The sequence below is a fragment of the Oculatella sp. FACHB-28 genome (assembly GCF_014696015.1).
Taxonomy (GTDB): domain Bacteria; phylum Cyanobacteriota; class Cyanobacteriia; order Elainellales; family Elainellaceae; genus JAAUTN01.
On sequence record NZ_JACJPJ010000050.1, the window covers coordinates 138,307 to 163,640 of the forward strand.

23 protein-coding genes and 2 rRNA genes are annotated in these 25,334 nt (G+C 47.9%); 13 read left to right on the top strand and 12 right to left on the bottom strand.

Going from position 1 to position 25,334, the window contains the following annotated elements; translation table 11 throughout:
- Positions 1-74: 74 nt before the first annotated feature.
- The 3 genes from H6F88_RS10375 to mgtE form a co-directional block, all read right to left on the bottom strand.
- On the bottom strand, positions 75-353 hold the full coding sequence (locus tag H6F88_RS10375) for an Npun_R1517 family heterocyst differentiation transcriptional regulator (RefSeq protein ID WP_190642673.1): 279 nt from the start codon (positions 351-353) through the stop codon (positions 75-77).
- Between the two features lie 973 nt (positions 354-1,326).
- Positions 1,327-1,650 carry a DUF6464 family protein gene (locus H6F88_RS10380; protein WP_199333536.1) on the bottom strand — a complete coding sequence of 108 codons (324 nt, stop codon included), beginning with the start codon at positions 1,648-1,650 and terminating at the stop codon, positions 1,327-1,329.
- Positions 1,651-1,737: 87 nt separating this feature from the next.
- Complete coding sequence (mgtE, locus tag H6F88_RS10385) at positions 1,738-3,141, bottom strand: magnesium transporter (RefSeq protein WP_242050492.1); 1,404 nt, start codon at positions 3,139-3,141, stop codon at positions 1,738-1,740.
- A 240-nt stretch (positions 3,142-3,381) separates the two neighbouring features.
- Here mgtE and H6F88_RS10390 point away from each other — a divergent pair, with 240 nt between their 5' ends.
- From H6F88_RS10390 to H6F88_RS10425, 8 genes are all read left to right on the top strand, one after another.
- A complete protein-coding gene (locus H6F88_RS10390) occupies positions 3,382-3,816 on the top strand; it encodes a hypothetical protein (RefSeq protein ID WP_190642674.1) in 435 nt (144 codons plus the stop codon).
- Between the two features lie 234 nt (positions 3,817-4,050).
- Positions 4,051-5,847, top strand: a complete 1,797-nt coding sequence (aspS, locus tag H6F88_RS10395) for an aspartate--tRNA ligase (protein WP_190642675.1) — start codon at positions 4,051-4,053, stop codon at positions 5,845-5,847.
- Positions 5,844-6,176, top strand: coding sequence for a cytochrome c6 PetJ (gene petJ, locus H6F88_RS10400; protein WP_190642676.1), 333 nt, complete (start codon positions 5,844-5,846; stop codon positions 6,174-6,176). The genes aspS and petJ overlap by 4 nt, the downstream gene beginning before the upstream one ends.
- A 25-nt stretch (positions 6,177-6,201) precedes the next feature.
- Positions 6,202-7,044, top strand: coding sequence for a Tab2/Atab2 family RNA-binding protein (locus H6F88_RS10405; protein ID WP_190642677.1), 843 nt, complete (start codon positions 6,202-6,204; stop codon positions 7,042-7,044).
- Between the two features lie 54 nt (positions 7,045-7,098).
- On the top strand, positions 7,099-7,971 hold the full coding sequence (locus tag H6F88_RS10410) for an S-methyl-5'-thioadenosine phosphorylase (protein ID WP_190642678.1): 873 nt from the start codon (positions 7,099-7,101) through the stop codon (positions 7,969-7,971).
- A 265-nt stretch (positions 7,972-8,236) separates the two neighbouring features.
- Positions 8,237-9,493 (top strand): aspartate aminotransferase family protein, encoded by a 1,257-nt coding sequence (locus H6F88_RS10415; protein ID WP_190642679.1) that lies wholly within the window; start codon positions 8,237-8,239, stop codon positions 9,491-9,493.
- Positions 9,494-9,646: 153 nt separating this feature from the next.
- The gene (locus H6F88_RS10420; protein WP_190642680.1) at positions 9,647-10,033 is read left to right on the top strand and encodes a nuclear transport factor 2 family protein; all 387 of its coding nucleotides are present in this window, start codon (positions 9,647-9,649) and stop codon (positions 10,031-10,033) included.
- A 77-nt stretch (positions 10,034-10,110) separates the two neighbouring features.
- Positions 10,111-11,091 carry a YegS/Rv2252/BmrU family lipid kinase gene (locus tag H6F88_RS10425; RefSeq protein WP_190642681.1) on the top strand — a complete coding sequence of 327 codons (981 nt, stop codon included), beginning with the start codon at positions 10,111-10,113 and terminating at the stop codon, positions 11,089-11,091.
- 196 nt (positions 11,092-11,287) lie between these two features.
- Here the strand turns inward: H6F88_RS10425 and H6F88_RS10430 are convergent, their stop codons facing one another.
- Both H6F88_RS10430 and H6F88_RS33945 read right to left on the bottom strand, forming a co-directional pair.
- Positions 11,288-12,586 carry a glycosyltransferase family 4 protein gene (locus tag H6F88_RS10430; protein WP_190642682.1) on the bottom strand — a complete coding sequence of 433 codons (1,299 nt, stop codon included), beginning with the start codon at positions 12,584-12,586 and terminating at the stop codon, positions 11,288-11,290.
- Positions 12,587-13,116: 530 nt separating this feature from the next.
- A complete protein-coding gene (locus tag H6F88_RS33945) occupies positions 13,117-13,248 on the bottom strand; it encodes a hypothetical protein (RefSeq protein ID WP_277882018.1) in 132 nt (43 codons plus the stop codon).
- A 766-nt stretch (positions 13,249-14,014) separates the two neighbouring features.
- On the opposite strand from H6F88_RS33945, the gene H6F88_RS10435 reads away from it, so the two are divergent.
- Positions 14,015-15,280, top strand: a complete 1,266-nt coding sequence (locus H6F88_RS10435; protein ID WP_190642683.1) for a GTP cyclohydrolase II — start codon at positions 14,015-14,017, stop codon at positions 15,278-15,280.
- A 46-nt stretch (positions 15,281-15,326) separates the two neighbouring features.
- Here the strand turns inward: H6F88_RS10435 and fmt are convergent, their stop codons facing one another.
- Positions 15,327-16,346: a methionyl-tRNA formyltransferase gene (fmt, locus tag H6F88_RS10440; RefSeq protein WP_190642684.1), complete on the bottom strand. Its 1,020-nt coding sequence runs from the start codon at positions 16,344-16,346 to the stop codon at positions 15,327-15,329.
- A 71-nt stretch (positions 16,347-16,417) separates the two neighbouring features.
- Positions 16,418-16,657 (bottom strand): hypothetical protein, encoded by a 240-nt coding sequence (locus H6F88_RS10445; protein WP_190642685.1) that lies wholly within the window; start codon positions 16,655-16,657, stop codon positions 16,418-16,420.
- Positions 16,658-17,010: 353 nt separating this feature from the next.
- On the opposite strand from H6F88_RS10445, the gene H6F88_RS10450 reads away from it, so the two are divergent.
- Positions 17,011-17,838: a hypothetical protein gene (locus H6F88_RS10450; RefSeq protein ID WP_242050493.1), complete on the top strand. Its 828-nt coding sequence runs from the start codon at positions 17,011-17,013 to the stop codon at positions 17,836-17,838.
- A gap of 48 nt (positions 17,839-17,886) precedes the next feature.
- Here H6F88_RS10450 and H6F88_RS10455 read toward each other — a convergent pair whose 3' ends face one another.
- From H6F88_RS10455 to H6F88_RS10465, 3 genes are all read right to left on the bottom strand, one after another.
- Entirely contained in the window at positions 17,887-19,101 is a 1,215-nt protein-coding gene (locus tag H6F88_RS10455; protein ID WP_190642686.1) for a DUF4335 domain-containing protein, read from the bottom strand.
- Positions 19,098-19,703 (bottom strand): DUF3038 domain-containing protein, encoded by a 606-nt coding sequence (locus tag H6F88_RS10460; protein ID WP_190642687.1) that lies wholly within the window; start codon positions 19,701-19,703, stop codon positions 19,098-19,100. The genes H6F88_RS10455 and H6F88_RS10460 overlap by 4 nt, the downstream gene beginning before the upstream one ends.
- Positions 19,704-19,918: 215 nt before the next feature.
- Positions 19,919-20,203, bottom strand: coding sequence for a DUF427 domain-containing protein (locus H6F88_RS10465; RefSeq protein WP_190642688.1), 285 nt, complete (start codon positions 20,201-20,203; stop codon positions 19,919-19,921).
- Positions 20,204-20,464: 261 nt separating this feature from the next.
- On the opposite strand from H6F88_RS10465, the gene H6F88_RS10470 reads away from it, so the two are divergent.
- The 3 genes from H6F88_RS10470 to H6F88_RS10480 all read left to right on the top strand — a co-directional run bounded on the left by H6F88_RS10470 (position 20,465) and on the right by H6F88_RS10480 (position 24,419).
- On the top strand, positions 20,465-22,462 hold the full coding sequence (locus H6F88_RS10470; protein ID WP_190642689.1) for an AMP-binding protein: 1,998 nt from the start codon (positions 20,465-20,467) through the stop codon (positions 22,460-22,462).
- 91 nt (positions 22,463-22,553) lie between these two features.
- Positions 22,554-23,003: a YlqD family protein gene (locus H6F88_RS10475; protein ID WP_190642690.1), complete on the top strand. Its 450-nt coding sequence runs from the start codon at positions 22,554-22,556 to the stop codon at positions 23,001-23,003.
- A 96-nt stretch (positions 23,004-23,099) separates the two neighbouring features.
- Positions 23,100-24,419, top strand: a complete 1,320-nt coding sequence (locus H6F88_RS10480; protein WP_190642691.1) for a dihydrolipoamide acetyltransferase family protein — start codon at positions 23,100-23,102, stop codon at positions 24,417-24,419.
- 607 nt (positions 24,420-25,026) lie between these two features.
- Here the strand turns inward: H6F88_RS10480 and rrf are convergent.
- Positions 25,027-25,144: ribosomal RNA gene (gene rrf, locus H6F88_RS10490) — 5S ribosomal RNA — on the bottom strand.
- An 87-nt stretch (positions 25,145-25,231) separates the two neighbouring features.
- Positions 25,232-25,334, bottom strand: a 23S ribosomal RNA gene (locus H6F88_RS10495); the annotation flags it as partial.

The window sequence follows — 25,334 nt, forward strand, 5'->3', positions numbered from 1 at the left end:
AGTCAACCCATCTATGCCAATAGAGTAATAAAACACAAGCGGAACAGGTTCTATGTAGCAATACGAAAGGTTGACTAGGCTAAATCACTAGAATTGCGTAAACGAATAAGCTGACGGCGCATTTGGGGAGATGCTTCCACCTCAGGCAGCTCTTTTGCCTCAACATGAATCTGAACTGGTTCCAGATAATCATCAGCCCCACAGGTGAATGCATCTAGCAACATTTCTAGAAGCTCTTCGCGATCGCGCAGAACGCCCTTCTCCTCAATCAGCCTAAATTTGAGGCGAATTTCACAATCGTAGACACCAACTTCAGAATTAACAGGCTGATACTCTAAAGAACTAGATTTCATCTGAGAAACAGCACCTATTGTGCTGCGATTAAGAGGGTGGTTTTCAGATCTGGTTCAACAAAAGTTTCATCAATTTTGCTTTTGCAATTGACCTGCCCTTAAAGACTTACTGCTTAAAGATAGGGATTTCTTGCTATGCAGGGCTTGTGTGTTTGTTGCTTAGACTTAAAGTAGCATTCCCTTGAAGATGATCAGATCCGCTAATTAGCTGAATTCAAATTAATGGACTGTTAAAGCTTTTATAATAAGTCAGCGATAGCTTCACCGTTCCCTAACACAAGTAGATCTGTATCGTCGAATTAGCAATAAGCGCTTACTAAAACTATTTTCTACTTTTCAGACCAGGGCATTCATGAAATCTCTGTAAGAACTCTCTAATGTCTTTACAGAGACTTTAAACCAGCTTTTAGTTAGATATCTAACTACCTAGAAAGTACCATTTGCCACCCATGCTTGCTTCTCAATAAGTTTAGTAACATCAGATATCTCTGCACCGGGATATCTCCAGACTCCACAAGGTGCCTGAATCGTGGTGAGTATATGGGTAGGGCATTTTTAAACTACGGGTAAAAAGATATCCTGGTTCAGACCAGTATGATACAGGAGTAAACGTTAAATACGTTTGATTCTAGTCTCTTTAATGCAGACTCAAGAGAGCGTTCGTCGCTACATTTTACACTTGACTTGAACTTGTACTGATCGATGATTTGAGGTTAGGTGTCTTTTTTTGACACTATGCTTTTCGTAAATCTTTTTGTTACAAATAGGTTGCTTTGCTAATAGCGAAACTAACTTCAGTGTCTAATTCAGTAGCGATTAGTTTTCGGATACAGGTATTAGCACGGTAACTGAGAATTCAGTATGGTGTGGGTAGGACTTGTGTTACATCAAAGGGTTATCAACCCAACTTTGATTTAGAACCAAGTGTGAAGAAGAGGAAAGAAGCTAAAGGAAGGGTACGCTCTCAAACCTTTCAACAGTGCCATTCCTGGGGGCGATAGTGTAAACAATCCTGGCAAGGTCCGATTGGATTTACAGCGCAGCGGATGTAGCTGGAGCGGGCATTAAATTGGCAGGTGATGTCGCCAATGATGTAACCAATTCCTTCAACGTAGTGCTGATCGGGGGCAAGATGGAAATTGGGTAGACCACGATTGGTGGTTGAGGGAAGGGCTAACCGAAGTCTCTCTTGGGCTTGAGTGTCTACGCGACGCATTACCCAGATTGAGAACAGGGAGGGGGTCAAGCCAAGAATGAGAATTAGGAGTGCGACTAACACGGCTTTCTGGTTTGACAATGAGCTAAGTGGACGAGCAGGACTAGATTTTACCTACTTTCTTATCCTTGGGTGGGAAAAAGCTTTTGGACTATTCTGAATCTAACGCTATTGAATCTGCAGGATTAGCCGCGCCAGGTTTAGATAAATCAGAACTCCCAGTACGTCTACGGCTGTTGTAATAAATGGAGCAGACATTAGTGCAGGATCAAGACCAATAGTTTGAAAGAGAAATGGTAGGGTTGATCCTGCAACTGAAGCCAAAATTGAGATAGCAACTAGGCTAACTCCAACGGCGATCGCCACAACCCAACTGCCTTGAAGCACATAAGCCCAGATCAGCACGACCAGTCCCAACATCAAACCCAGGAAGGCCCCCGCGATCGCCTCTCGACGAATCACCTGCAGGGCTTTTTTCCCCTGAATCTCATCTGTGTTTAAGCCTCGAATCACGACCGTGGAAGATTGCGCTCCGACGTTTCCACCCGTGCCGATTAGGAGAGGAATAAATGCTGCTAGTGCCACAACCTGCTGCAAAATTTCTTGCTGGCTGCGAATTACAGCACTGGTCGCAGTATTAGTAATCAGTAGCACAAACAGCCAAACAACCCGCCTGCGGGCTACAGTTAGCAGATTTGTTTGGAAATAGCTGTCATCGCCGGACTGCACGCCACCTAGGGTATAGATATCTTCCGTTGTTTCCTCTTCCAGGATGTCGAGCACGTCGTCTACGGTAATGATTCCAACAAGGCGCTGTTCTGCATCGACAACGGGCACTGCGAGGAAGTCATAGCGTTGAATGATTCGAGCGGCTTCTTCTTGATCAGTATCGGTCTGAACGTAGACGATTTCGCGAGTCAGAACATCGCCAATTTTTTGGTCTGGCTGAGCCGTTACCAACGCACGGAGGGAAAGGGTACCGATCAAACGACGAGCAGCATCAGTAACGTAGAGGTAGTAAATGGTTTCACTCACGTTAGCTAGATTGCGGATACGTTCGAGTGCTTGAGCGACCGTCCATCCTTCTTTAAGGGAGACGTACTCTGGGGTCATGATCCGTCCGGCAGTGCCCGATTCGTAGCCTAATAGCAAGGCTGTAGCGCGTCGTTCTTCTAGGCTGAGTTGTTCCAGAATGCGAGTGACAACTTTGGCGGGCAATTCATCAAACAGGCGCACTCGATCATCGGGCGACATTTTATCGACGATATCGAGTACGTCTTGCCGCTTAAATTCTTCGATTAGCGTTTGCTGGACGGTGGAATCTAAGTATTCGTAGACTTCGATCGCCTCACTTTTGGAAAGTAGGCGAAAAGCGATCGCCTGCATCGGTTCGGGCAGACCTTCAATCGCTTCAGCAATGTCCGCAGGTTGAACGGGTACGAGTAGTGCTTTGGCCCCTATCAGGTTTTCTTGCTCCAAAAGAGCCTGAAGTTGCGATCGCACCAATTCTCGCAGTTCTCTACGAGAAAAACTTTGAAGAGCTATGGATGAATTGTCGTTGTCAATAGTCAACGCTCTAAACTTTTTCCTCTATGAGTTTCTGCCTATAGTGGCTCTACCCATAATTTCTCACAACACTCGCCGCCTGACTACAGCAACCGCTCATCAATCTGGTAAACCGGACTGAGGTCTGTAGGTTCTTACTTTAGCCCGATGCTGCCAATTCTGTCGCAAGTTAGTTTGAAAGTGCAGCCGTCATCACTCTTGAGATGAAGTTTGCCCAGAACTGATGTGACTAAAGGAGAGAGGCAGATGAACTCTGAGACTAAAACCCCTGAAATTACTGCAATTACAACGACTCCTGAAACAACTGCGGTTGTGCAAATTAGTCCTGAGACGGAGGCCTTAGTAAAGCAGGAAATGCCAAACAAGCCGGAAGAGGCTCAGCGTGAAACGATGGCTTTGATTGAAGCGATCAAAAGGCGTGCTCAGTTATCAGTGCAGGAGGCGAGGGATGTCACGCTTGACTCTTACCTGACGGCAGTTCGACAAGCTAGAGAAGCAGTAGAGCAAAACAAGCCACTGGTTGACCCGGTGCAAGTTGAAAAGTCTGTTGAATTAGTTCAACGACAGGCAGAGATGAATTGGAGCGTAATTGTTTCTGAGATCGAATCGTTAGGAGTGCAGTTGGTTGATGCAGCCAGGGATGCCTGGAACATGTTGATGCATTCAGACCAAAAGCGTTAGTCAAGAAAATTTCCTAAACTATGGGGGCGAACGAACGTTCGCCCTTCATCCGACATCGCCTCGCGAACAGAAATTTAGAAAAAATTCTGTTGAGAAGTTCTTTTCAAAAGATGTGAGGGACTGCGTCCCTCCCGGAGTGAAAAAACAGGACTCCGATTTTTCTGATCGGGATCGCAACGAATGCTAGATAATGGAAGGGTTTTTACTTAGGCCTTTCAGTTTCAACTCATAGCCATGCGAACCCATTACTGCGGTCAACTCCGACCTGAACATATTGGAGAGACGGTTACTCTATTTGGTTGGGTAGACCGTCGCCGCGATCATGGCGGAGTAATTTTTTTAGATTTACGCGATCGCACCGGCATTGCTCAAATCGTTAGCGATCCCGAACGCACGCCTGCTTCTTACGAAACCGCAGGCGATCTGCGAAATGAATATGTGGTCAAAATTACAGGGCGCGTTACTCGCCGTCCTGATGAGTCGCTAAATCCTCGCATTCCTACGGGCGAAGTCGAGGTATACGCTGACCAGATTGAACTGCTGAATGCAGTGCGAAAACAGTTGCCGTTTCAGGTTTCTACCTCTGATACGGAACCGGTGCGAGAAGAATTGCGGTTGAAGTATCGCTATCTCGATTTGCGGCGCGATCGCATGACGCGAAACCTGCAGCTGCGCCACCAGGTTGTCAAAGCGATTCGCCGTTACTTGGAAGATCAAGAGGGTTTCATCGAAGTTGAAACCCCGATGCTGACACGCTCCACCCCAGAAGGCGCACGAGATTTTCTGTTGCCGAGTCGGGTCAATCCAGGAGATTGGTTTGCGCTGCCGCAGTCGCCGCAGTTGTTTAAGCAAATCCTGATGGTGTCAGGGTGCGATCGCTACTATCAGATCGCCCGCTGCTTTCGTGATGAAGACCTGAGAGCAGATCGTCAGCCCGAATTCACTCAGCTGGACATGGAGATGAGCTTCATGTCACAGGAGGAAATTCTTGACTTAAATGAAAAACTGGTCTGCCACATTTTCAAAGCCGTCAAAAACATCGACCTACCGCGCCCGTTTCCCCGCCTTACCTATGCTGAGGCGATGAATCGCTACGGCTGCGATAAACCTGACACTCGCTACGATCTAGAACTGGTAGATGTTTCTGATCTGGTTAAGGATTCTGGCTTTAAGGTATTTTCAGCAGCCGTTAGCGGTGGCGGAATTGTCAAAGTTCTGCCGATTCCTAATGGAAATGCCGTGATCTCTAACGTGCGAATCAAACCCGGTGGCGATTTGTTCAAAGAAGCCAGTGAAGCTGGAGCCAAGGGACTTGCCTATATCCGAGTACGTGAAGACGGCGAGATTGACACAATCGGCGCTATCAAAGACAACCTCACTGACGCACAAAAGCAAGAACTTTTGAGCCGCACTGGAGCCGCACCTGGTTACCTGCTGTTATTTGGTGCAGGGGATACCGCAACGGTGAACAAAACGCTCGATCGCCTGCGTCAGGTCGTAGCGCGCGAACTAAAGCTGGTCGACCCCGACAAAATCAATCTGCTCTGGGTGACAGACTTCCCCATGTTTGAGTGGAATGCCGACGAAAAACGGCTGGAAGCACTGCACCATCCCTTCACCGCACCCCATCCTGACGATGCTCACGACCTGAAAACTGCCCGTGCCCAGGCATATGACTTGGTTTATAACGGCTTTGAAGTCGGCGGCGGTAGCCTGCGGATTTATCAGCCCGACTTGCAGCGACAGGTGTTTGAAACAATTGGATTGTCGCCTGAAGAGGCATACAGCAAGTTTGGTTTCTTGCTAGAAGCGTTTGAATATGGCACTCCGCCACATGGAGGAATTGCTTACGGGCTAGATCGACTGGTGATGCTGTTGGCAGGCGAAGAGTCGATTCGAGATGCGATCGCTTTCCCCAAAACTCAGCAGGCCCGTTGCCTCTTAACCAACGCTCCCTCTGGGGTGGACGAAAAGCAACTCAAAGAGCTGCACGTTGCTTCAACCTACAAACCTAAACCCAAAGCCGAATGAAACGACTCGTCACGGCGATTGCCCTGATGCTGATGATCTGGACTGCCCTTACTCTTCCGGTTTGGGCAGCCGACACTGCCAACGGTGCCCAAATTTTTGAAGCGCATTGTGCAGGCTGTCACATTAACGGTGGCAACATCATCCGGCGCGGCAAAAACCTGAAGTTGAAAGCGCTGCGGCGCAATCAGATGGATTCACTGGAAGCGATCGCCCAAATTGTCACCAACGGCAAGCGCCCGATGGCAGCTTATGGCGATCGCCTCACCCTCGAAGAAATCGAAGACGTTTCAGCGTATGTGCTGGAACAAGCAGAGAAAGATTGGAAATAAATAAGCGTTAGGAGAGCCAGACAAAATGACGGTTTGGCAAGCTGATTTTTATCGTCGTCCATTGCAGAATGAGGCAAAACAGCCGCTGTGGGAACTAGTGGTCTGTAACCCTGAGCAAACTTTTTCGGCTCAAGCATTTTGTCCGCAGTCAGAAGCAAATTCTACCTGGATCGCAAATCAGCTATTGCAAATGGCAGGCGGTTCCAAAGACCTACCTCAGCAGATTCAGGTATTTCGTCCTCAGTCAGTCAGCTTAATTGCAGCCGCTTGCCAAGCCTTAGAAATCGCTGTAGAACCAACCCGCCGCACTTCTGCTCTAAAACAGTTACTTCAACAGCGAGCTGAGGACTACCACAAGCTGGAAGGTTACACTGGACAGCCCTACGAGCCTGTCAAACTAGAACAACCGCCACCCGTGCCGCTGCCCGAAAATCTGTGGGGAGAGCAGTGGCGATTTGCGGCGATCGCCGCCTCTGACCTGGAATCCAGCTTCAAAAACAGACCCATTCCCATCCTGCAAATGCCCGAAGCGCTTCTGCCAGTCAACTTACAGCTTGCCTCCACGGTTTCGGTACCCGGTGTGGTAATCGATGGCGGCAGACAGTCAATGCGTCTAGCACGGTGGCTGCAAGAAACTCGCCCAGTCTCACTCAACTACATTCCAGGCGAGCCCAATGGGCTAATTCTAGAAGCAGGACTGGTCGATCGCTGGGTAGTCACTACTTTTGATGATCAGGACGTAATTTCTGCCGCTCAAACCTTTCAACAGCGGCAGCAAACGGCTCAAGGACTGCACTTTTTGCTAGTTCAACCCGATGATTCTGGTATGACCTACAGCGGGTTCTGGCTATTAAGGGCAGAACACTAGCAGCTTTTCCCGGTAGAATGGCTTGGCATTGCAGCAAAGGGCAAAAAAGCAATTATGGCTGACGTAAAGATTGGGATCATGGGTGGCAGCGGTCTTTACAAGATGGAGGCACTGCGAGACATCGAGGAAGTGCAGATTGATACGCCCTTTGGTGCGCCGTCTGATGCTTTGATCTTAGGGACGCTAGATGGAACGCGAGTTGCTTTTTTGGCTCGTCACGGACGCAATCACCACCTTTCCCCTTCAGAGCTACCCTTTCGGGCAAATATCTATGCAATGAAAAGCCTGGGAGTGGAATACTTAATTTCCGCTTCGGCAGTCGGTTCTCTCAAGGAAGAAGCCAAGCCGCTGGACATGGTTGTGCCCGACCAATTTATCGATCGCACCAAAAATCGAATTTCCACCTTCTTTGGTGAAGGGATTGTGGCACACATTGCCTTTGGTGACCCAATTTGTCAAAACTTGGCGAAAGTTCTGTCAGAGGCGATCGCCAGCCTCAATTTCCCTGACGTTGTGCTGCATCGCGGCGGCACCTATGTCTGCATGGAAGGGCCGGCTTTTTCAACCAAAGCAGAATCCAATCTCTATCGCAGCTGGGGCGCAACAGTGATTGGCATGACCAATTTGCCAGAAGCAAAGCTAGCCAGAGAAGCAGAAATCGCCTATGCAACCTTGGCTCTAGTAACTGATTACGACTGCTGGCACCCCGATCACGACAGCGTGACTGTAGAAATGGTCATCGGCAACTTGATGAAAAATGCAGTTAACGCTCAGCGTGTGATTCAAGAAACGGTGCGTCGCCTTAGTCAAAACCCCCCTTCCTCAGATGCCCATTCTGCGCTGAAATATGCCATCATCACGCCACTCGACAAAGCCCCATCTGCTACAAAAGAAAAGCTGAGTTTGCTCTTGCAGAAGTATCTGTGAAGCCATGATTTCGACAAGACTTTAAATATCGTTGAATGTCATTGAATTTTCACAATCAGCAGGAGAGTGCCCTAAAGACGCTACATCAGTGCTTTGAAAGGTTTCATGGCGATCGCAGCTAACTCTACAGCAGAAACAAGTAACTTACAATCAGACTTAGCCCTAAATCTAAACTCTTGATTTAGCCAACCTTGTATTTCCAGGTTGTGTTTCTAACTCAGTTGTTACCATTGTTTGAATTGTTTGCCCAGCAGAGGAAAAGCCGATGAGTCCAGCAGAAACCCTCGTTTCATCTCCCGTCGCTGTCGCTAGCCCCAGCCCAGCCGAGTTTGACGAATATGTCATGTCAACTTATGGGCGCTTTCCCCTTACCTTAGAGCGAGGTGCAGGCTGCCGCGTTTGGGATGCTGATGGGCGAGAATATCTGGATTTTGTCGCTGGCATTGCTACCTGCACCTTGGGTCACGCTCACCCAGTGTTGGTTGAAGCCGTGACGCAGCAGATTCAGAAGCTGCATCATGTTTCCAATCTTTACTACATTCCAGAACAGGGTGAGTTAGCGAAGTGGCTAGTGCAGCACTCCTGCGCCGATCGCGCCTTTTTCTGCAACTCTGGAGCAGAGGCAAATGAGGGTGCAATCAAACTCGCCCGCAAATATGCCCACACGGTTCTAGGAATTGACAATCCGACTGTTTTGACCGCCCACGCTAGTTTTCATGGACGCACCCTGGCGACCGTCACCGCTACCGGGCAGCCAAAATATCAAAAGAATTTCAATCCGCTCGTTCCAGGTTTCTACTATGTCCCCTACAACGATATTCGGGCATTAGAAGAAGCGATCGCCCAACTTGACAGCAGAGAACGGCAGGTTGCTGCAATCATGCTGGAGGGGCTGCAAGGTGAAGGTGGCGTTCGACCTGGCGATCTAGCTTATTTCCAACGGGTGCGACAGATTTGCGATGAAAAAGGCATTTTGCTAATTCTCGATGAAGTCCAGGTGGGTATGGGCCGCACTGGCCACTACTGGAGTTACGAACATTTAGGAATTGAACCTGACATTTTCACCTCGGCAAAAGGCTTAGGTGGTGGCATCCCAATCGGCGCTGTGCTGTGCAAGTCCTTCTGTGATGTCTTCCAACCGGGTGATCATGCCAGCACATTTGGCGGCAATCCATTTGCTTGTGCCGTAGCTCGCGCAGTTTGCCAAACCCTAGAGCAAGAAAACTTGCTAGAAAATGTGCAGGAGCGAGGTAAGCAATTGCGTCAGGGACTGAGTGCACTCGCTCAAGCTTATCCGCAAGCGATCGCTGAGGTCCGAGGTTGGGGCTTGATCAACGGTCTGGTCTTGAGATCAGACATCGATTTAACCTCAGCGGACGTTGTGAAAGCTGCAATGGCTGAAGGATTGTTGCTAGTTCCGGCAGGTCCAAAGGTTGTTCGATTTGTGCCGCCGCTGATTGTCAGCGCCGCTGAAGTCAGTCAGGCATTGCAGGCAGTGGAGCGATCGCTAACTGCACTCTAGTCAACGATCAGTTTTTAAGAATAAATCCACAAATCTAGCCAGAGAGTGAGAAAAGGGCGATCGCTTCTTCCTCGCTCTCTACTCTTGGATGGACAGAACTCAAGACTTTCTTGCAGTACACTGAACGGATTCCCAGTTAAACTGCGGCCTTTAATGAGCGACACACAAGCTGTGCTAGCTGTAAATCAGGCTTTCTATCGTGCTTTTGAAAAAAAGGACATCGAAGCCATGAGCCGCGTTTGGTCAAAAGGTTTAGGTAGTCTCTGCATTCATCCCGGAAGAGGGGTCTTGAAAAGCTGGGATCAAATTAGCGTTTCCTGGGAGCAAATTTTCAAAAACACAAGCTACTTCGAGATTGAAACGGACGTCATCACTATTGAAATCAGCGGCAATCTTGCCTACGTTGTGCTGACTGAAAGCTTGCTTCAAATTGTTCGAGGCAAAAGGCTTGAAGCGCAATCAACGGCAACTAATATTTTTGAGCGCATGTCTCAGCAATGGTATCTCGTGCATCATCACGGTAGTCCTCTCGTACAGTAATCCGTTGCTGTAACGACAGGTCCATTGGGGTCAATCTTGTTCAAGCACAACTGTCGTACCTTGCTTAGGAAGGTCGTATGTCTCGTTCCGCATGTCTAATTTTTAATCCTGTTGCAGGTCAGGGCAATCCAGATCAAGATCTGGCTAAAATTTTGGCGATTCTAGAGCCAGAAATTGATCTAGATATTCGCAAAACAACAGAGGATGTTGATGCCGATCAGCTTGCTGCTGAAGCGGTAGAGCGAGGTGCAGAAATGATCATTGCCTCTGGCGGTGATGGAACGCTATCAGCAGCAGCAGCAGCACTAGTCGGCACCAAGATTCCTTTTGGGGTAATCTCACGTGGAACAGCTAATGCTTTTGCAACGGCTCTAGACATTCCAAACACCATCGAAGCAGCATGCCAAACCATTTTGGGAGGCTTTACTCGAACTGTAGATGCTGCCTACTGCAATGGTAAACCAATGGTTTTACTGGTTGGCATTGGGTTTGAGGCTGAAGCCGTCGAACGTGCTAACCGTGAAGCAAAAAATCGGTTTGGTATGCTGGCATATGTGTTGGCAGGACTACAGCAGCTTCGTGACCTAAGTAAGTTTGATGCAGAAATTGAAACCGAAGATAAAGTGATTCGTGTTTCAGCTGCATCTGTTACGGTAGCAAATGCTGCACCACCGACCTCAATTTTGGCTCAAGGTCCTGCTGGACTTATCGTAGATGACGGACTATTAGATTTGACGGTTGTGGCTCCCCAGAATGTGGCTGGGGCGATCGCCGCTAGCTATCACCTGCTTCAGTCTGCACTTAACGAGCATCCAGCGGAACGCCCCGATATTGGCTACCTACGAGCTAGAAAAATCAAAATCACCACAGATCCTCCCCAAAAAGTTGTGCTGGACGGTGAACTGGTGGGTAGTACTCCGGTTGAAGTCGAATGCATTCCCGCTGGGCTCACAATTTTAGTTCCAGAAACCGCAGTAGAAGTTCCTGTCGAACACCTGGATGGGTTACCTGATGTAGAGGTGATTCCAAAAAAGGGTGAAGTAGAGGAAAAAGGTTAACAGCCATAAGGATCAGGGAGAACGCCTATATTCCCCTAATCCTTTAATCCTTGATTTCAGCTTAAATATAGCGGTTCTTGCTTGAGTGGAATACAGAGCACAGCATACAGGAGTAGCGCGCTGCGTTACTCCTGTATGCTGTGTAATTGAGGATGATTATAATCATCCTCACGAACAGGTTTGCAGCTTGCAGTCTTTAAGCATCGACGACAGGTTTCTTTACACCAAAAGCTGGTAGCGCTTTGATCACATCAGAATTTCCAGCCGGATGAGCCACAACTTGAGCAAACAGAGCTTCGTAGCGGCTTAACGCCTGCTCAAACTCATAATTCTCCATTGCGTACTGCCTACCCTGTTGCCCTAACTGCTCTGCCTTCTGTGGATTCTGATATAGCTCCAGAACGGCATCAGCTAAAAGCTGAGGTTGCTGAGGCGCTACCACAACGCCGCCCCCACTTTGCTCTACGGATCTTGCTGCTGTTCCGGTTAGCGGCACAGAAGCCACAATTGGACGTCCGCTTGCCAATATGACCTGAGTTTTGGAGGGCATATTGAACGAAATCACATTCCGCTTTTGCACAATTAACCCTACATCTGCTGCGGCTAGCATTTCTGGCAATTTCTTACGCGGTTGAAAAGGCAGCAGTTTGACATTGGTTGTTTCTTTCGACTCGCAATATTTCTGCAACTGCTTTAGAGCCTTTTCTTCCCCCACAATGACAAAGACGATTTCGGGAATATGTTTCAACCGATTAGCTGCATCTATGACTGTCTCTAGTCCTTGAGTCAGAGCGATGTTGCCAGAATAAAGAGCAACAAATTTGCCCTCAAGCTGGTGAGCTATCCGGAAGGGGTTATTTTCCTTCGGTAAAGGTTGAATAAAATTAACGTCCACCCAGTTAGGAATGCAGGTGATTTTTTCGGCAGGTACACCTTTACCAACCAGGTTCTCTGTAAATCCGTCCGTGATAACGCTAATCGTATGAGCCGTTCGGTAAGCAAACTTTTCTAGAGCTTCGAATACGCGAATTGCAACCTTATTGGTTAGCAGACCCACATGCACTGCCGCTTCGGGGAGAATGTCTTGCAAATTAAGAACGACAGGGCAAGAGTGAAACCAAGCCAGCAAGGCAGCGGGAACGCTGACTGGCAAAGGTGGAACGGTCAGCAAAATAACGTCGGGTCGCCAACCTCTGAACGCCTGAATCATGCTGGTAAGAACGAAGCTGCCATCCAGCATGACTCGCGTTACCAGACCAGGTTGAGGGCGTACCCAGACATAACTACGCTGAATTGTAACCCCATTCTTTTTCTCCGTGAGATACCACTTGCCCCGATATTCCTTGTAGATTTGGCGCTCAGGATAATTGGGCATTCCTGTGATAACTCGGACTTCATGTCCCCTCGCTGCTAACCCTTCGGCTAGCTCGGTCATAAGAGGAGCAATACCGATAGGTTCAGGATGATAGTTGTAGGAGTAGATTAGAATCCGCATAAATGTAGGCTCTAGTAGGCTCTAGATTAAACTGACGAGGCTCTCGGCTCAGCAGTCTTCTTTTGGGGCAACTGAAAGTAGACTCTGAGATGTTGCGAGGGTATCACCGACATTAAGGCATTAGTTATACAGTCGCGTATTCAGTAAAATCTCAGAAAAATTCTTGAGACACTGTTGATGTTGCTAGTAGAAACCATAACTATGATTAGTTTCTAAGGGAACTTCTGGAGCTTGGCTTCAGGGAATCTTTAGGCTCTGAGTTAAGTCTTTAAAGATTTGAAGAAAATCAAGTATTCCCGAAAACACCTGAATTCTAGACAGCAACACTTGGCTATTTTGAGTTTGAGCAGAACAAGCGTGAAATAGGCGAATGTCCATGAACAGCCCCGATGAGTGGTTATTTATCGCGGCTTTTGAGGTTTAAACTCTTCTGGTATCTGTGGAAGTTTAACTGCAATATTTCGTAAGAACTTATGATAAAAGCCTTTTCCACAAAGCTTCTCTAATTCACTGCATTCTTCATCTACCGCTCATAATTCGCAGACTAGTTTAGATAGGCGTGATGCTAATGGCGCGATCGCCATAACCTCTTCACTCACGGGTGCATCTCTGCTGTTGTTAGGAGCGCTGCGGGAGGCGGGTTGATTCGCTTTATTCTTCATCCCGTGAGTGGATTTGCTGCAGGTACGGGCTATAGCCAAATTGGCGTGGCAAAACACTCGCTCTCAGGCGCAAATTACCACAGCAGTGTTGCCCCCCTCACTAAGCAGAATTGTTGAGGGAGAAGGGTGAGCAGATTTACATTCTCATCGCCTCTCTGCTCAAGCACTAGAGAAAATGCGGCAGCAACACCCGCAATCAGCAGCAATATTTCAGGAATTCATCATTTCTCTGTTAGCAAACCGTTTCAGCCAGGCTCATTGAGAAATCAAAAATCTTCGCTCTTAATGCCACTTTTTACCGTAAAGACTGGCTGTTGTAGCGATCGAAATCTATAAGCAAAGCCATTCCCAGCTTTAGCTACGGCTGCTAGAATACTACCTTCCACAGGAATTTGATCAGCAATTATTCTGCGAGTTGAGTACACGACAAAAATTAGAAACCGCTCAAGACCTTGATTTTGACTTGTATGGGCAGTTCAAAATTAACTGGGAGGTTGCATTTTTCTCCTGTAAATCGCACAGCTAGACCGCACCACACCTCATTCGCTGTACAGCGCACCTCCAAGTAGATTTCACCTGTTCTTGACACTGAAGTTTTTCTAGTAAAAAACTCTCGGCCCTAAAACCAGATCTAGCTGATCTACTTGAAATGCTTTAGCAAGCAACTGAGAGGTTTAGCGACAAGTTCACAGAAGCAGTTCTTGAAATTTCTTGAACCGCAATTTCTTAGCAGCAAATTCTTATCAGGGCAGCATTTAGGAGATCTATGTCAGAACAATCAGCCGTTTCAAAACCCAGTCACATCGTTTTAACCTCTCACCCCAATCGATTTGGTCCTAAACCCACAGCTATCTCTTGGGGAGACGCAGACCCCTTGAAACGAGGACCAGTTGTGGCGACCTTAACCAATTCTGCCCATCGTAATGTAATTGGGACTCACTCTGGTTCTTATGCCCTCTATCGGGCCTTGGCAGTCGCGAGTGGCGTGCTGCAATCTGGTCATCGGGCTGATCTAACTGATACCTCTCCGACAGTGCGGATTGGACCCCATCCTAGTTGGGCTGATCCAGACAAAATTGTTGCTCTAGACCCGTTTGGCGCTTCTGTAGGCGAAGTGTTTCAGCCTTTTTACGAGCAGGGCTACGATATTCGCCCAACGATCGCCATCACCAAAGCTCACATCAATATGCCGGAACTGCAAGAAGCGGTTGCTAAGGGGCGCTTGCAGGTAGATGGCAAAATTATGAAGACAGGTGGCGATTTAGTTGTCACAAAGGCAGCCCTTGAGCCAGTCTGGTATCTACCCGGAATTGCCAAACGGCTCAAAGTCGATGAAGGGGTTTTGCGTAAAACCTTGTTTGAGCAAACAGGTGGAATGTTTCCAGAACTGGTAACTCGTCCGGACTTGCTGGTTTTCTTACCTCCGATTGGTGGCATTACCGTCTACATGGTGGGAGATCTGGACGCAATTACTGATCCGCAAAAGCCGCTGACCGTGCGGGTACATGATGAATGCAATGGGTCAGATGTATTTGGATCTGATATTTGTACCTGCCGACCCTATTTGGTACATGGAATTGAGGCTTGCATTCAAACGGCTCAAGCAGGCGGAGCTGGAATAATCGTCTATTTTCGCAAGGAAGGTAGAGCCTTGGGTGAAGTGACCAAGTTTTTGGTCTACAATGCCCGAAAACGTCAGGAAGGGGGCGATCGCGCCGATGCTTACTTCGCCCGCACCGAATGTGTTGCAGGTGTGCAAGACATGCGCTTTCAAGAACTCATGCCTGATGTGCTGCATTGGCTCGGAATTACCCGAATTGATCGCTTTATCTCCATGAGTGACATGAAATACCGGGCGATCGTCAATTCTGGCATCGAGATCATCGAGCGGGTGCCCATTCCCGAAGAACTGATTCCGGCTGATGCCAAAGTAGAAATTGAGGCCAAAAAAGCAGCAGGCTATTACACCGAAGGCGACATACCGGATGCAACTTTGCTTACTCAGGTTCAGGGACGGGGTTTGAGTGATTGAGGTTTTTGATTCACGAGTTACTGGTCGTTGCGCGAATGACCAGTAACTAACCATTTCCTAGCTTTTCGCCGATTTGCAAGCGGGAGCCGTTAATGAAGTCCCATCCGGACTGCGATCGCCTACCTGCCATCTGCACTTCGCGCAGGAGCAGCAATCCTTCCCCTGTCTGAATCAAAGCTCCCTGATTCTTCAGCAACCCCACAACAGTTCCAGGAGTAAGAGAATCGTGTTGCTGGGAGGCTTGCTCTAGCAGACTTTCCCATTCGGGTTTTATATCGTGCAACTCAGCCGGAAGCAACGCGTGATACGTTGCTACCAGTGGCACGGTAGCTGTAACTTTTAGTACTGTTCCTCGAAAGGTCGCAACGCAGTTTGGGAAGAATCCTCGAACTTGATTGTGCAGGGCGATCGCCGGACGTGACCAATCTAGCTGATAGTCCTGCTTTTGAATTAACGGCGCATAGGTAGCCTGAGCAGTGTCTTGAGGAATAGATTGAAGCGATCGCTGCTCTAGTCCAACCAGTGTCTCTACTAGCAAGTCAGCCGACACTGCCGATAGAGTTTTTGCTAAATCTATAGCCGTGTCTAACAAGCCAATTGGTGTAGTCGTTTTGAGTAGCATTGCTCCAGTATCCATGCCCACATCCATCAGCATGGTTGTGATCCCCGTCTCTGTCTCGCCATGATAAAGACTCCACTGAATTGGAGCCGCGCCTCGATATCTAGGCAACAGCGAACCGTGTGCGTTGATGCAGCCTAACCGAGGCATGTCCAAAATTTCTTGCGAAAGAATCTGTCCATAGGCCACAACGACAAAAGCATCTGCCTGACTTGTTCGCAACTTCTCCAGAGTTTCGGCATCTCGCTTGACGCTGCGCGGTTGCCAGACTGGAAGCTGATGCTCAACTGCTAACGCTTTGATCGGAGAAGGAATGAGGTCATTGCCACGTCCTCGTCGTTTGTCAGGCTGAGTCACCACCGCAAGCAACTCAAATTCAGGCTGGGACAGCAATCGCTCCAAACTGGGCACCGCAAACTGAGGAGTACCAAAAAAAATAATTCGCATGAGCCGGGATCAACAGTATGGGTGCCAGGAAAACAGAGTTTGAGACTGCTTTATTCCGAAAATCCTAAAGATTAACTTCGAATATCCCTGATTAACGCTTCAGATCGCTGAAGTACTTTTTCGAGAATGGGCGTTTCTTGGATTTGCGCGGGGTGAACCTGAGCAACCGCTATGCCCAACAGTCCTGCAAAACTGCCGCCCACTGTTAGCAGCAGCAGCCGAAAAATTAACACCAGGAAAGACCTGCCCCCACCGGGCGATCGCTGAGGAGATTGGCGTTCCGTTGCTTGAACCGTTGAGGATCTAGTCATATTTCGACCTCATGCACAGATTTCCCTGTTGTGATGCTACCTCAACTTTGGACAAGTCCAAAAGCTGAGCGTTAATTTTCCCGGCTTTGCGGTCAAAATCGCACGATTCCTACTAGTTACCTACCTGCCTACAGACTGACATTAGCAACATTACATCTGTTGAAGAGTTTAGAGAATTCATGCATTCACGAGCCTTACAGTTGCTATACATAGATCAAGGAAAGATAGAACGAGAACAGCCTTATGTTGGTTCGGGTGTCGCATCTCACCACAAATCCGTCGCCCAGAGACTTAACTTAATGCGCCAAATCAAACTCTGCTTAGGATGGTTGTTCCCCCGAACATCATCTCAATTGGCTACCGTCTTGTTATTGGTGTTTCTATTAGGCTCCCGCTCCGTCTTAGCTAGTCCTGAAGCTGTTCCGGCTGCTGAGTCGCCAGCTTCCCCTATTGTTCCTGAAAATTCTGTCTCTGAAAGTCCTATGGCGGAGCCGTCAGTACAACTTGACCCACTCAATAGTCCCTATCCAGTTCCCTGGAATTGGGTTTTAGCAACTCTGGCTGAAATAAGTCGGTCAAATACTTCAATCCTGCGTTATTACCGCAGCCAGTCGCTTATTTCTCCGGATGGTGAATATGCGGCTTATAGTCGCATTCAAATGCAGGTTTCTCCTCAATTCACTAAGAGTCGAGTTAGCAGTGTTTTGTTTCTGGAGAATTTGAGGACGGGTGATTTGCAGACGATTACTGCATCTTCTCCCCTAGCAGATAACCCCTTTGGAAACGGAAATCTCACTCCTGTAGAAGTTGAGGCGGGGGGGATTGCCATCTTGATTCCAGTTGCCTGGTCTGAGACGGGCGATCGCATCCTGGCAAGAGAGTTTGAGTCGTTGTTTGGCTCTGATATTGCTTCCGACTATGCTGTCGTTTGGGATCGGCAGCAAAACCGCACTTACACCGTTGCTCCCACTCGCGTTCAGTACACAAATGCTGTTTTATTGGGCTGGAGTCAGACGCATCCTGGGCGGGTTCTTTTTCAAGCAGGCAACCTGGGTGACACCCAAACCATGCTATGGGCAGTAGATTTTAGCGGAAGCACCACCGCCGCCATCGAAGACCAGCCCGTCACTTTTGGACGAGTGGCAAACAACATCTGGGCGGGACCTCAGGCACATCGATAGAAACTGGAGAATCTTTGAGGGCGCAAAAATCTTGCGCCCTTTATGTATTTATATCAACAGAGAAACAAGGCTCTCTAGAGGTGATGCATTGGCAGCAGGTCGTCCATTCCAGGGACTGACCTCAATGACTCCGTCAGGTCTAAACACAACTCGAAACTGACCAATGGGTTCCTGGTTTGGCGCATCTGCATCAATTGGGTTGTATCGCAGATCTGCAAGAGGAGTTAGGTCAAAGTAGGTGATAGCGGCTTCGTTGACTTGCTTTACTCCGAGAATATCGCCATTCTCGGCAACACCAACCCGATAAATGAGTTCTTCATCCAGTCCAGCATCTCGATCAGTCCAGGCTGCATCAAGCTGATCTCGCAACTGCAAGGTCATTTCATCGAGCCGATCTGGGTCAGAAATCTCAGGAGCAGCATCTAGCAGTGCTTCTAAATCTGCAGCAGCTAAAGATTCTCCAACTTCTGTTGTTTCAGAAACATCATCAGGTGGCTCTGCTCCAGAATCAGACAGCTCAGAATCAGAAAGTTCAGATGCGTCATCAGCCACTACAGGTTCTGGTGAAGCAGTTGTTGCAGTTGGGGGTGACTCGGTTGCTTCTTCAACACTGGCATTCGCAGCCGGAGAAACTTCTGTAGACTGTTCTGTCGTTGTCTCTGACTCTACTGGTCCTCTTTGCGGCACAGGCACAAAGAAGAGGGCGATCGCTGCAACTGCCAGCCCAGAAACTCCCAAAGCAGCTGGCATTGCTCGTTTTGTTATCGGTTCCTGCGATGCAACATATCGTTTAGAAACAGGAGTTAGATTAAGCGATAAATCCGGTAGTGTTTGGCTATCCGCAAAAAACTGATCAATCGCTTCAACCAGATCAAAAAGTTGAACGGTTACCAAATCAAGCTGGATCGGAGTCGCAGAACTCTGAGCCTGACTACCATTTCTCGATTCAGCCTGAATCGTTAGCCGGTGTTGATTCTGGTTGATCCGCTGAAGATGTACCAGGTTTGGCTTGCCCGTTGCATGAGAAGGATGAGGCACCCCACTTAAAAATTCTTGAGCATAATTACTAACGGCTGTGATTAGACTCTCAAAGAATTCTCTACCCCCTGTAAGGGGTTTCTCAAGGTGAGTAAAATGGCACTCAGCACTGACCAACTTAGAAACTAGTGGACGACCCGTTGTGCTGCTAGCGATCGCCTCATCTGGCCATCCTTCAAGGACCAGCTTACAGTTCGGTAAACTATATTGACGCTGAATCGTCATGCCACATCTCCATCAAACAAGCTGCTCCAGAGCCGCTGTGTACCACCCGTTCCTGTGCAAAATAGAAGTTGGCTCAAAAGCTTCATTGCGAGTTCGTTCAGCTTTTCATCGGTACTGTATGCCATTACACCTGCCCGTTTGGGGTTCATTCGAGAGCGAAAATGCGCCCTAAATCGCTCCAGATATTCAGACAGGCGGAAATGGTGATCTAGAGAGAGCTGTTTTTCTTGCAACTGCTGATAAGCCAAAAGCAACTGACGAATTAGAACGGTTAGCCGTCGTGACAAATGACAAGCAATCAGAACTAATGCTTTTGCTTCTGTTAGCGTAAGCGGACGGCGCTGGCTATTGCGCCTTAGTGGGTTGGTGCTGCGTAGTCGCCACAGAGAAACACGATTTTTTACAATTCCCTGTAGTTCAAGCTCTTTAGCAGCCATGAGTAGAGCCTCAGAACCACCAAGGTCTAGCGCTTCGATCGCCAGGATAATAAGATCAATTTGCAACCGCGCCCGACGAGGACAAACCTCATCCAACACAGGAGGGTTGGGTAACGAATCCAGAATCATAGGAGGTGACTGGGCGGGTGGACTATATACTTTCATTACCCTCACGGAGATGTTCAGCAGAATTCTATCAAACCACGATCTACCTATTCCTGGATTCAGACCTGGGATCTGTTAGTCCGGTCACAAATTTTTGACAGTAACACTTTTTATCCGGGAATTTCAGTTTGCTGGATAGCATCACACGCAGCAAGTTAGACATCAAGATACCCAAAAGCCAGCTTTACAACACCAACTTAAGGACTAATTTGGGGTTAGGCTTCGACCTGCACACCGCGCCAAAATGCTACGTAGCCTTCAATATTCTTTGCAGCATCTTTAGCACTGGGGTAGTACCATGCAGCATCCTTATTGATTTGCCCATTCACCTCAATGTTGTAGTAGCTTGCAAGCCCTTTCCAGGGACAGGTAGTATGCGTGTTGCTAGGCTTAAAATATTCTGAATTGATCGAGTCAGGAGGAAAGTACTGATTTCCCTCGACTACTTCGCATTTGTCGCTTTCTGCTAAAACGACACCATTCCAAACTGCTTTAGGCATATAAATTCTCCTAATAACACGCTTTGCTATCCTATTCTAATTCCGCTACCTATCAGCATTTCATAGCCGATTATTCGGACAGCGACTCTCAGGAGCAACCCTCCTCGTTGGCAGGCTGCGTTCGTGACCCAATCTGCGAAATGGAGAAGTTGCAAGACAGACGGATAGGGTTCTGTCCTTCCCAATTGACTATTCTAGCGCTGCAAGAAGTAGGGTAGTTTAGAAAAATCGCAACTTTAACGGCACTTTACGGAGCTAGTCATGATGAATCGCCCCACCAACTCCGGTTCTACATCCGCTCTAAATACCGCTACACCGTCTGGTGCTGGCATCTCCGAAAGTCGCCCTAATGACTTTAGTGCGGCTCAGTCAATTCCCGAAATTTGGGCGATCGCCGCTCAACGGAAAGAGGTGTCTAGCCTGGTTGCACTTCATGATCCTCATGTGAAACCAGAGGTAAGCATTACCTACGCAGAGCTGTGGCAGCAGATTCAGCAGTTTGCAGCCGGATTGCAGGCACTGGGGTTGCGGGAAGGGGAACACGTTGCCCTGTTCTCAGACAATAGCCCTCGTTGGCTAATCACTGATCAGGGAATGATGACGGCTGGCATTGTCAACGTAGTGCGTAGTGCTCAGGCAGATCGAGAGGAACTACTGTTTATTCTTGCTGATAGCGATAGTGTGGCGATCGCAGTTCAAGACCAGGCTACCCTTAAAAAACTCTACTCTGATCTCAACCCCGACCAGATTCGACTAGCAATTGTGCTATCTGATGAGGCTGTGGAGGAGGGCGATCGCCTCAAAACTCTAACTTTTTCCCAAGTTCTAGAGTTAGGAGCCAAGCACTCGCTTCAGGCAGTCAGCACGAATCGGGACACGCTAGCTACCCTAATGTATACCTCTGGGACTTCTGGAACTCCTAAAGGAGTGATGCTGACCCAGGGCAATTTGCTGTCCCAAGTCACAAATGCAGGAGCCGTAGCCCAGCCTCAACCTGGAGAACGTGTCCTCAGCATTCTCCCGATTTGGCACTGCTACGAACGCTCCTTTGAATATTTCATTTTCTCCTTTGGCTGCACCCAGATCTATACCAACATTCGTCAAGTCAAGCGAGACCTCAAAGAATTTCACCCCCACTACATGGTCGGTGTGCCTCGCCTCTGGGAATCGATTTACGAAGGAGTGCAGAAGCAGTTTCGAGAGCAGCCTGCAAGCAAACAGCGGCTTATCAACTTCTTCTTAGAAATTAGTCAACGCTACATAGATAACCGCCGAATTGTTCAGAAATTAGACTTAGAAAACCTGAATCCCTCTGCCGCAGAGCGGTTTGGGGCAGGGCTAAAACTACCTTTCCTGGCATCATTGCATCGCTTAGGAGACAAGCTCGTCTACCAACAGGTTCGGGCAGGCATAGGGGGCGAAATTAAGTTTGTTGTGAGTGGTGGCGGTTCGATCGCAATGCACCTGGAGAACTTCTTTGAAATTGTCGGGATTCAGATTTTAGGCGGCTATGGTCTAACAGAGACTGCTCCTATTACCCATGTTCGTCGTCCCTGGCGCAATATTAGAGGTGCTGACGGTCAGCCAATTCCTCAAACTGAAACCCGCATCGTTGATTTAGAAACCCGTCAACCTCTTCCTGCTGGACAACAGGGCGTTGTTTTGATTCGAGGTGCTCAAGTAATGCGAGGCTATTACAAAAATCCTCAGGCAACAGCCAAGGCGATCGACTCAGAAGGTTGGTTCGATACGGGCGATCTAGGTTTAGTCACGGCTGAGGATGATCTGGTAATTACAGGGCGAGCCAAAGACACAATCGTTTTGACAAACGGCGAAAATATCGAGCCGCAGCCTATTGAAGACGCTTGCTTACGGAGTCCCTACATTGACCAAATTATGCTGGTCGGGCAAGATCAGCGATCGCTAGGTGCCTTGATTGTTCCTAATCTAGAAACGCTAGAAAAATGGGCAGCCACTCAAAACCTACAGCTTCAGCTTCCTGATCAGGAAAACACTGCATCTCTAGCTGCGACTCAAATCAGCCTTGAAAGAAAACAAGTCCAGGACTTGTATCGGCAAGAGTTAACTCGTGAGGTCAAAAATCGACCTGGATATCGTCCCGACGATCGCATCGGACCATTCCGGCTTGTCTTAGAGCCTTTCTCTATCGAAAATGGCACCATGACTCAAACTCTCAAAATCCGTAGACCCGTTGTGATGGAACGCTATCGCGATATGATTGACGGGATGTTTGTCTAAACTGTACTGGTTGTGCTGCTCAAGAACAGCATGGCTTCGCTCACATAATTTTTGTCTCTAATCCTCAAATTGTTTCCTTGACCTAAAACTCATGGATGTTTCTAAATCCCATCTGCTCTTAAAACGAGTTGTAAACGTAAAAGCCCTTGTCACTCCTTTGTGGAAGGAGGGAATGCAGCAACAGCTACAGGCCCAAATTAACCAGTTAGACGGTCAACTGCAACAGTTAGAGAACCAGGGACAGCGCATGACGGCTGAGCTACAAAAGCAAACCTCTCAGCCCGCCGATCCAGCGATCGCTCAACAAATTGGCAACATTCAAGTACAAGTTAACCAAAAGAAGAGCGAGCTTTTAGAACAGAAAAATCGAATCCTTCAACAACTTCAACAAGTACAGCTTGCAGAACTGGACAAGGAAGTGTTGCAGCTCCAAGTCGAAGGCTTTTTCCGTGTAGAAATTGGAGACAATCTGTTCGACAAAATGCGCGTAGAGATACTTTTACGCGATGGAGTTGTCCAAGAAATTCGAGGCGATGCATAGCCTACTCGCATCCTAATTTCTGATCCTTGAACGACCCAGATCACGATACAATTCGATTCTGCTATCCATGTTGTTTTAATTGTCGCAAAGCTACTCATGATTCACGAAGTTTTCATGCCCGCCCTTAGTTCCACTATGACAGAAGGCAAAATTGTCTCCTGGATCAAATCACCTGGAGACAAGATTGAAAAGGGCGAAACCGTAGTTGTTGTTGAGTCTGATAAAGCAGACATGGATGTAGAGTCCTTCTATGAAGGCTATCTTGCAACAATTGTTGTGCCTGCAGGTGAAGTTGCTCCTGTAGGAGAGGCGATCGCCCTAATAGCTGAAACAGAAGCTGAAATTGAAACTGCCAAACAACAAGTTTCTGGTAAAACCAAAAGCAGCCCGACATCAGCATCTACTCAAGATCAAACAGAACAAGCGGCACCAGTGGCGATCGCGGTTCAGCCTGAAACTGAACAAAACGGCTCTTCTAAAGCTGGTAACGGTCGAATTGTTGCATCTCCTCGTGCCCGCAAACTAGCTAAAGAATTAAAAGTTGATCTAGATATTCTCAAAGGCAGTGGTCCTCATGGTCGAATCGTAGCAGAGGACGTTGAAGCAGCAGTTGGAAAAACGAGCCAGCCAACTGCTGTACCCACACCTTCAGTTATTGCACCAGTAGTCCAAACGACTACCCCTGTATCCCCCACTTCTGCAAAATCTGCAACTCCTGCTATTTCTGCGATTCCCACTGCACCAGGTCAAGTTGTACCGCTAAATACTCTACAAAACGCAGTAGTGCGAAACATGGTTGCGAGCCTTCAGGTTCCAACCTATCGAGTGGGTTATACAATCACTACCGATAGCCTAGATAAAATCTACAAGCAGATCAAATCAAAGGGTGTAACTATGACTGCACTGCTAGCAAAAGCAGTCGCAGTCACACTGCTAAAACATCCATTACTGAACGCTAGCTATACTGAACAGGGCACTCAATACAAACCTGACATTAACGTTTCAGTAGCCGTTGCTATGGATGATGGCGGTTTAATCACCCCCGTGTTGAAGAATGCAGATCAAGTTGATATCTATTCCCTATCACGTGCTTGGAAAGACCTAGTTAATCGCTCCAGGACAAAGCAATTACAGCCTGATGAATACACCTCCGGCAGCTTTACGCTTTCAAACTTGGGAATGTTTGGAGTTGATCGATTCGATGCAATACTGCCGCCCGGACAAGGCGCTATCTTAGCGATCGGAGCATCACATCCGCAAGTTGTTGCCACCAAAGATGGGCTACTAGGTGTGCGACAACGAATGCAAGTGAACATTACCTGTGACCATCGAATCATTTATGGTGCTCACGCAGCAGCGTTCCTCCAAGACTTAGCAAAACTAATTGAAACTGACCCTCAATCTTTAACGCTATAGAGTTTAGGTTGCAGTTAACCTATAAACCTGAGGTTGCAAGTTAAGCGTTTCAACCTCAGGTTTATTTGTAGAACTATAAATTCTCTACTCAGTGACTTCCGCTCGTGAATCTGGTAAGCCGTGATAGTCAGTTTCACTATCACGAACAATATCAAGATCAATATCCAACACAGTCATTTCTAGACCTGCACGTGGGAATTACCATTGCTAGAAATGAAAGGACTTGGTTAAACACTTCCGGTACAGATGATTAGAGATCCTTTCTTGAGATAAGGAAGTTTACGCCATGCGGCAGAACGTTCCCAGATACTCGAAGATACAGTAAACGATTCTTCGCGATTACGAGCTTTACGAACATATACTGTTCCTTGAGCCACCTTAGCCTTCTCACCATTTCGAAGATCAACCGTTTTCAACTTGAACATTTGCAGCCGGGTTTCCACTAACTATCCACTTGTTTAACCCTGCACTAGCCATAGATGCCTCCCAATGTGTTTGTGTTTACAGAACTTCCCTAAATAGGAATAGAGCTAGCACAAAATCATACAAAACCACGAATTCCTCCTTCAATAAAGCGAAGGAGGAATTCGTGGTTTTTTAATTAATAACCTGGCGCCGAGCTATTTTTGCGGAGGGCAACCCCTCAACTATCTTTGCCGCAGCGATGTTTCACGACCGAGTTCGGGATGGGTTCGGAGTGGTTCCATTGCGCCATAGGCACCAGGAAACTTGTTGGGTGTGTACGAGGACAGGAACCCTGAAGGCTGCATAGCGAATAAAAGAAGATTTTTGTTTTAGTTAGACCAATGGAAGAGGTCAAGCCCTCGGTCTGTTAGTACTCCTCAGCTTCACCCATTACTGGGCTTCCACTTAGAGCCTATCAACGGGTGTTCTACCCGTGACCTTACTGGATTA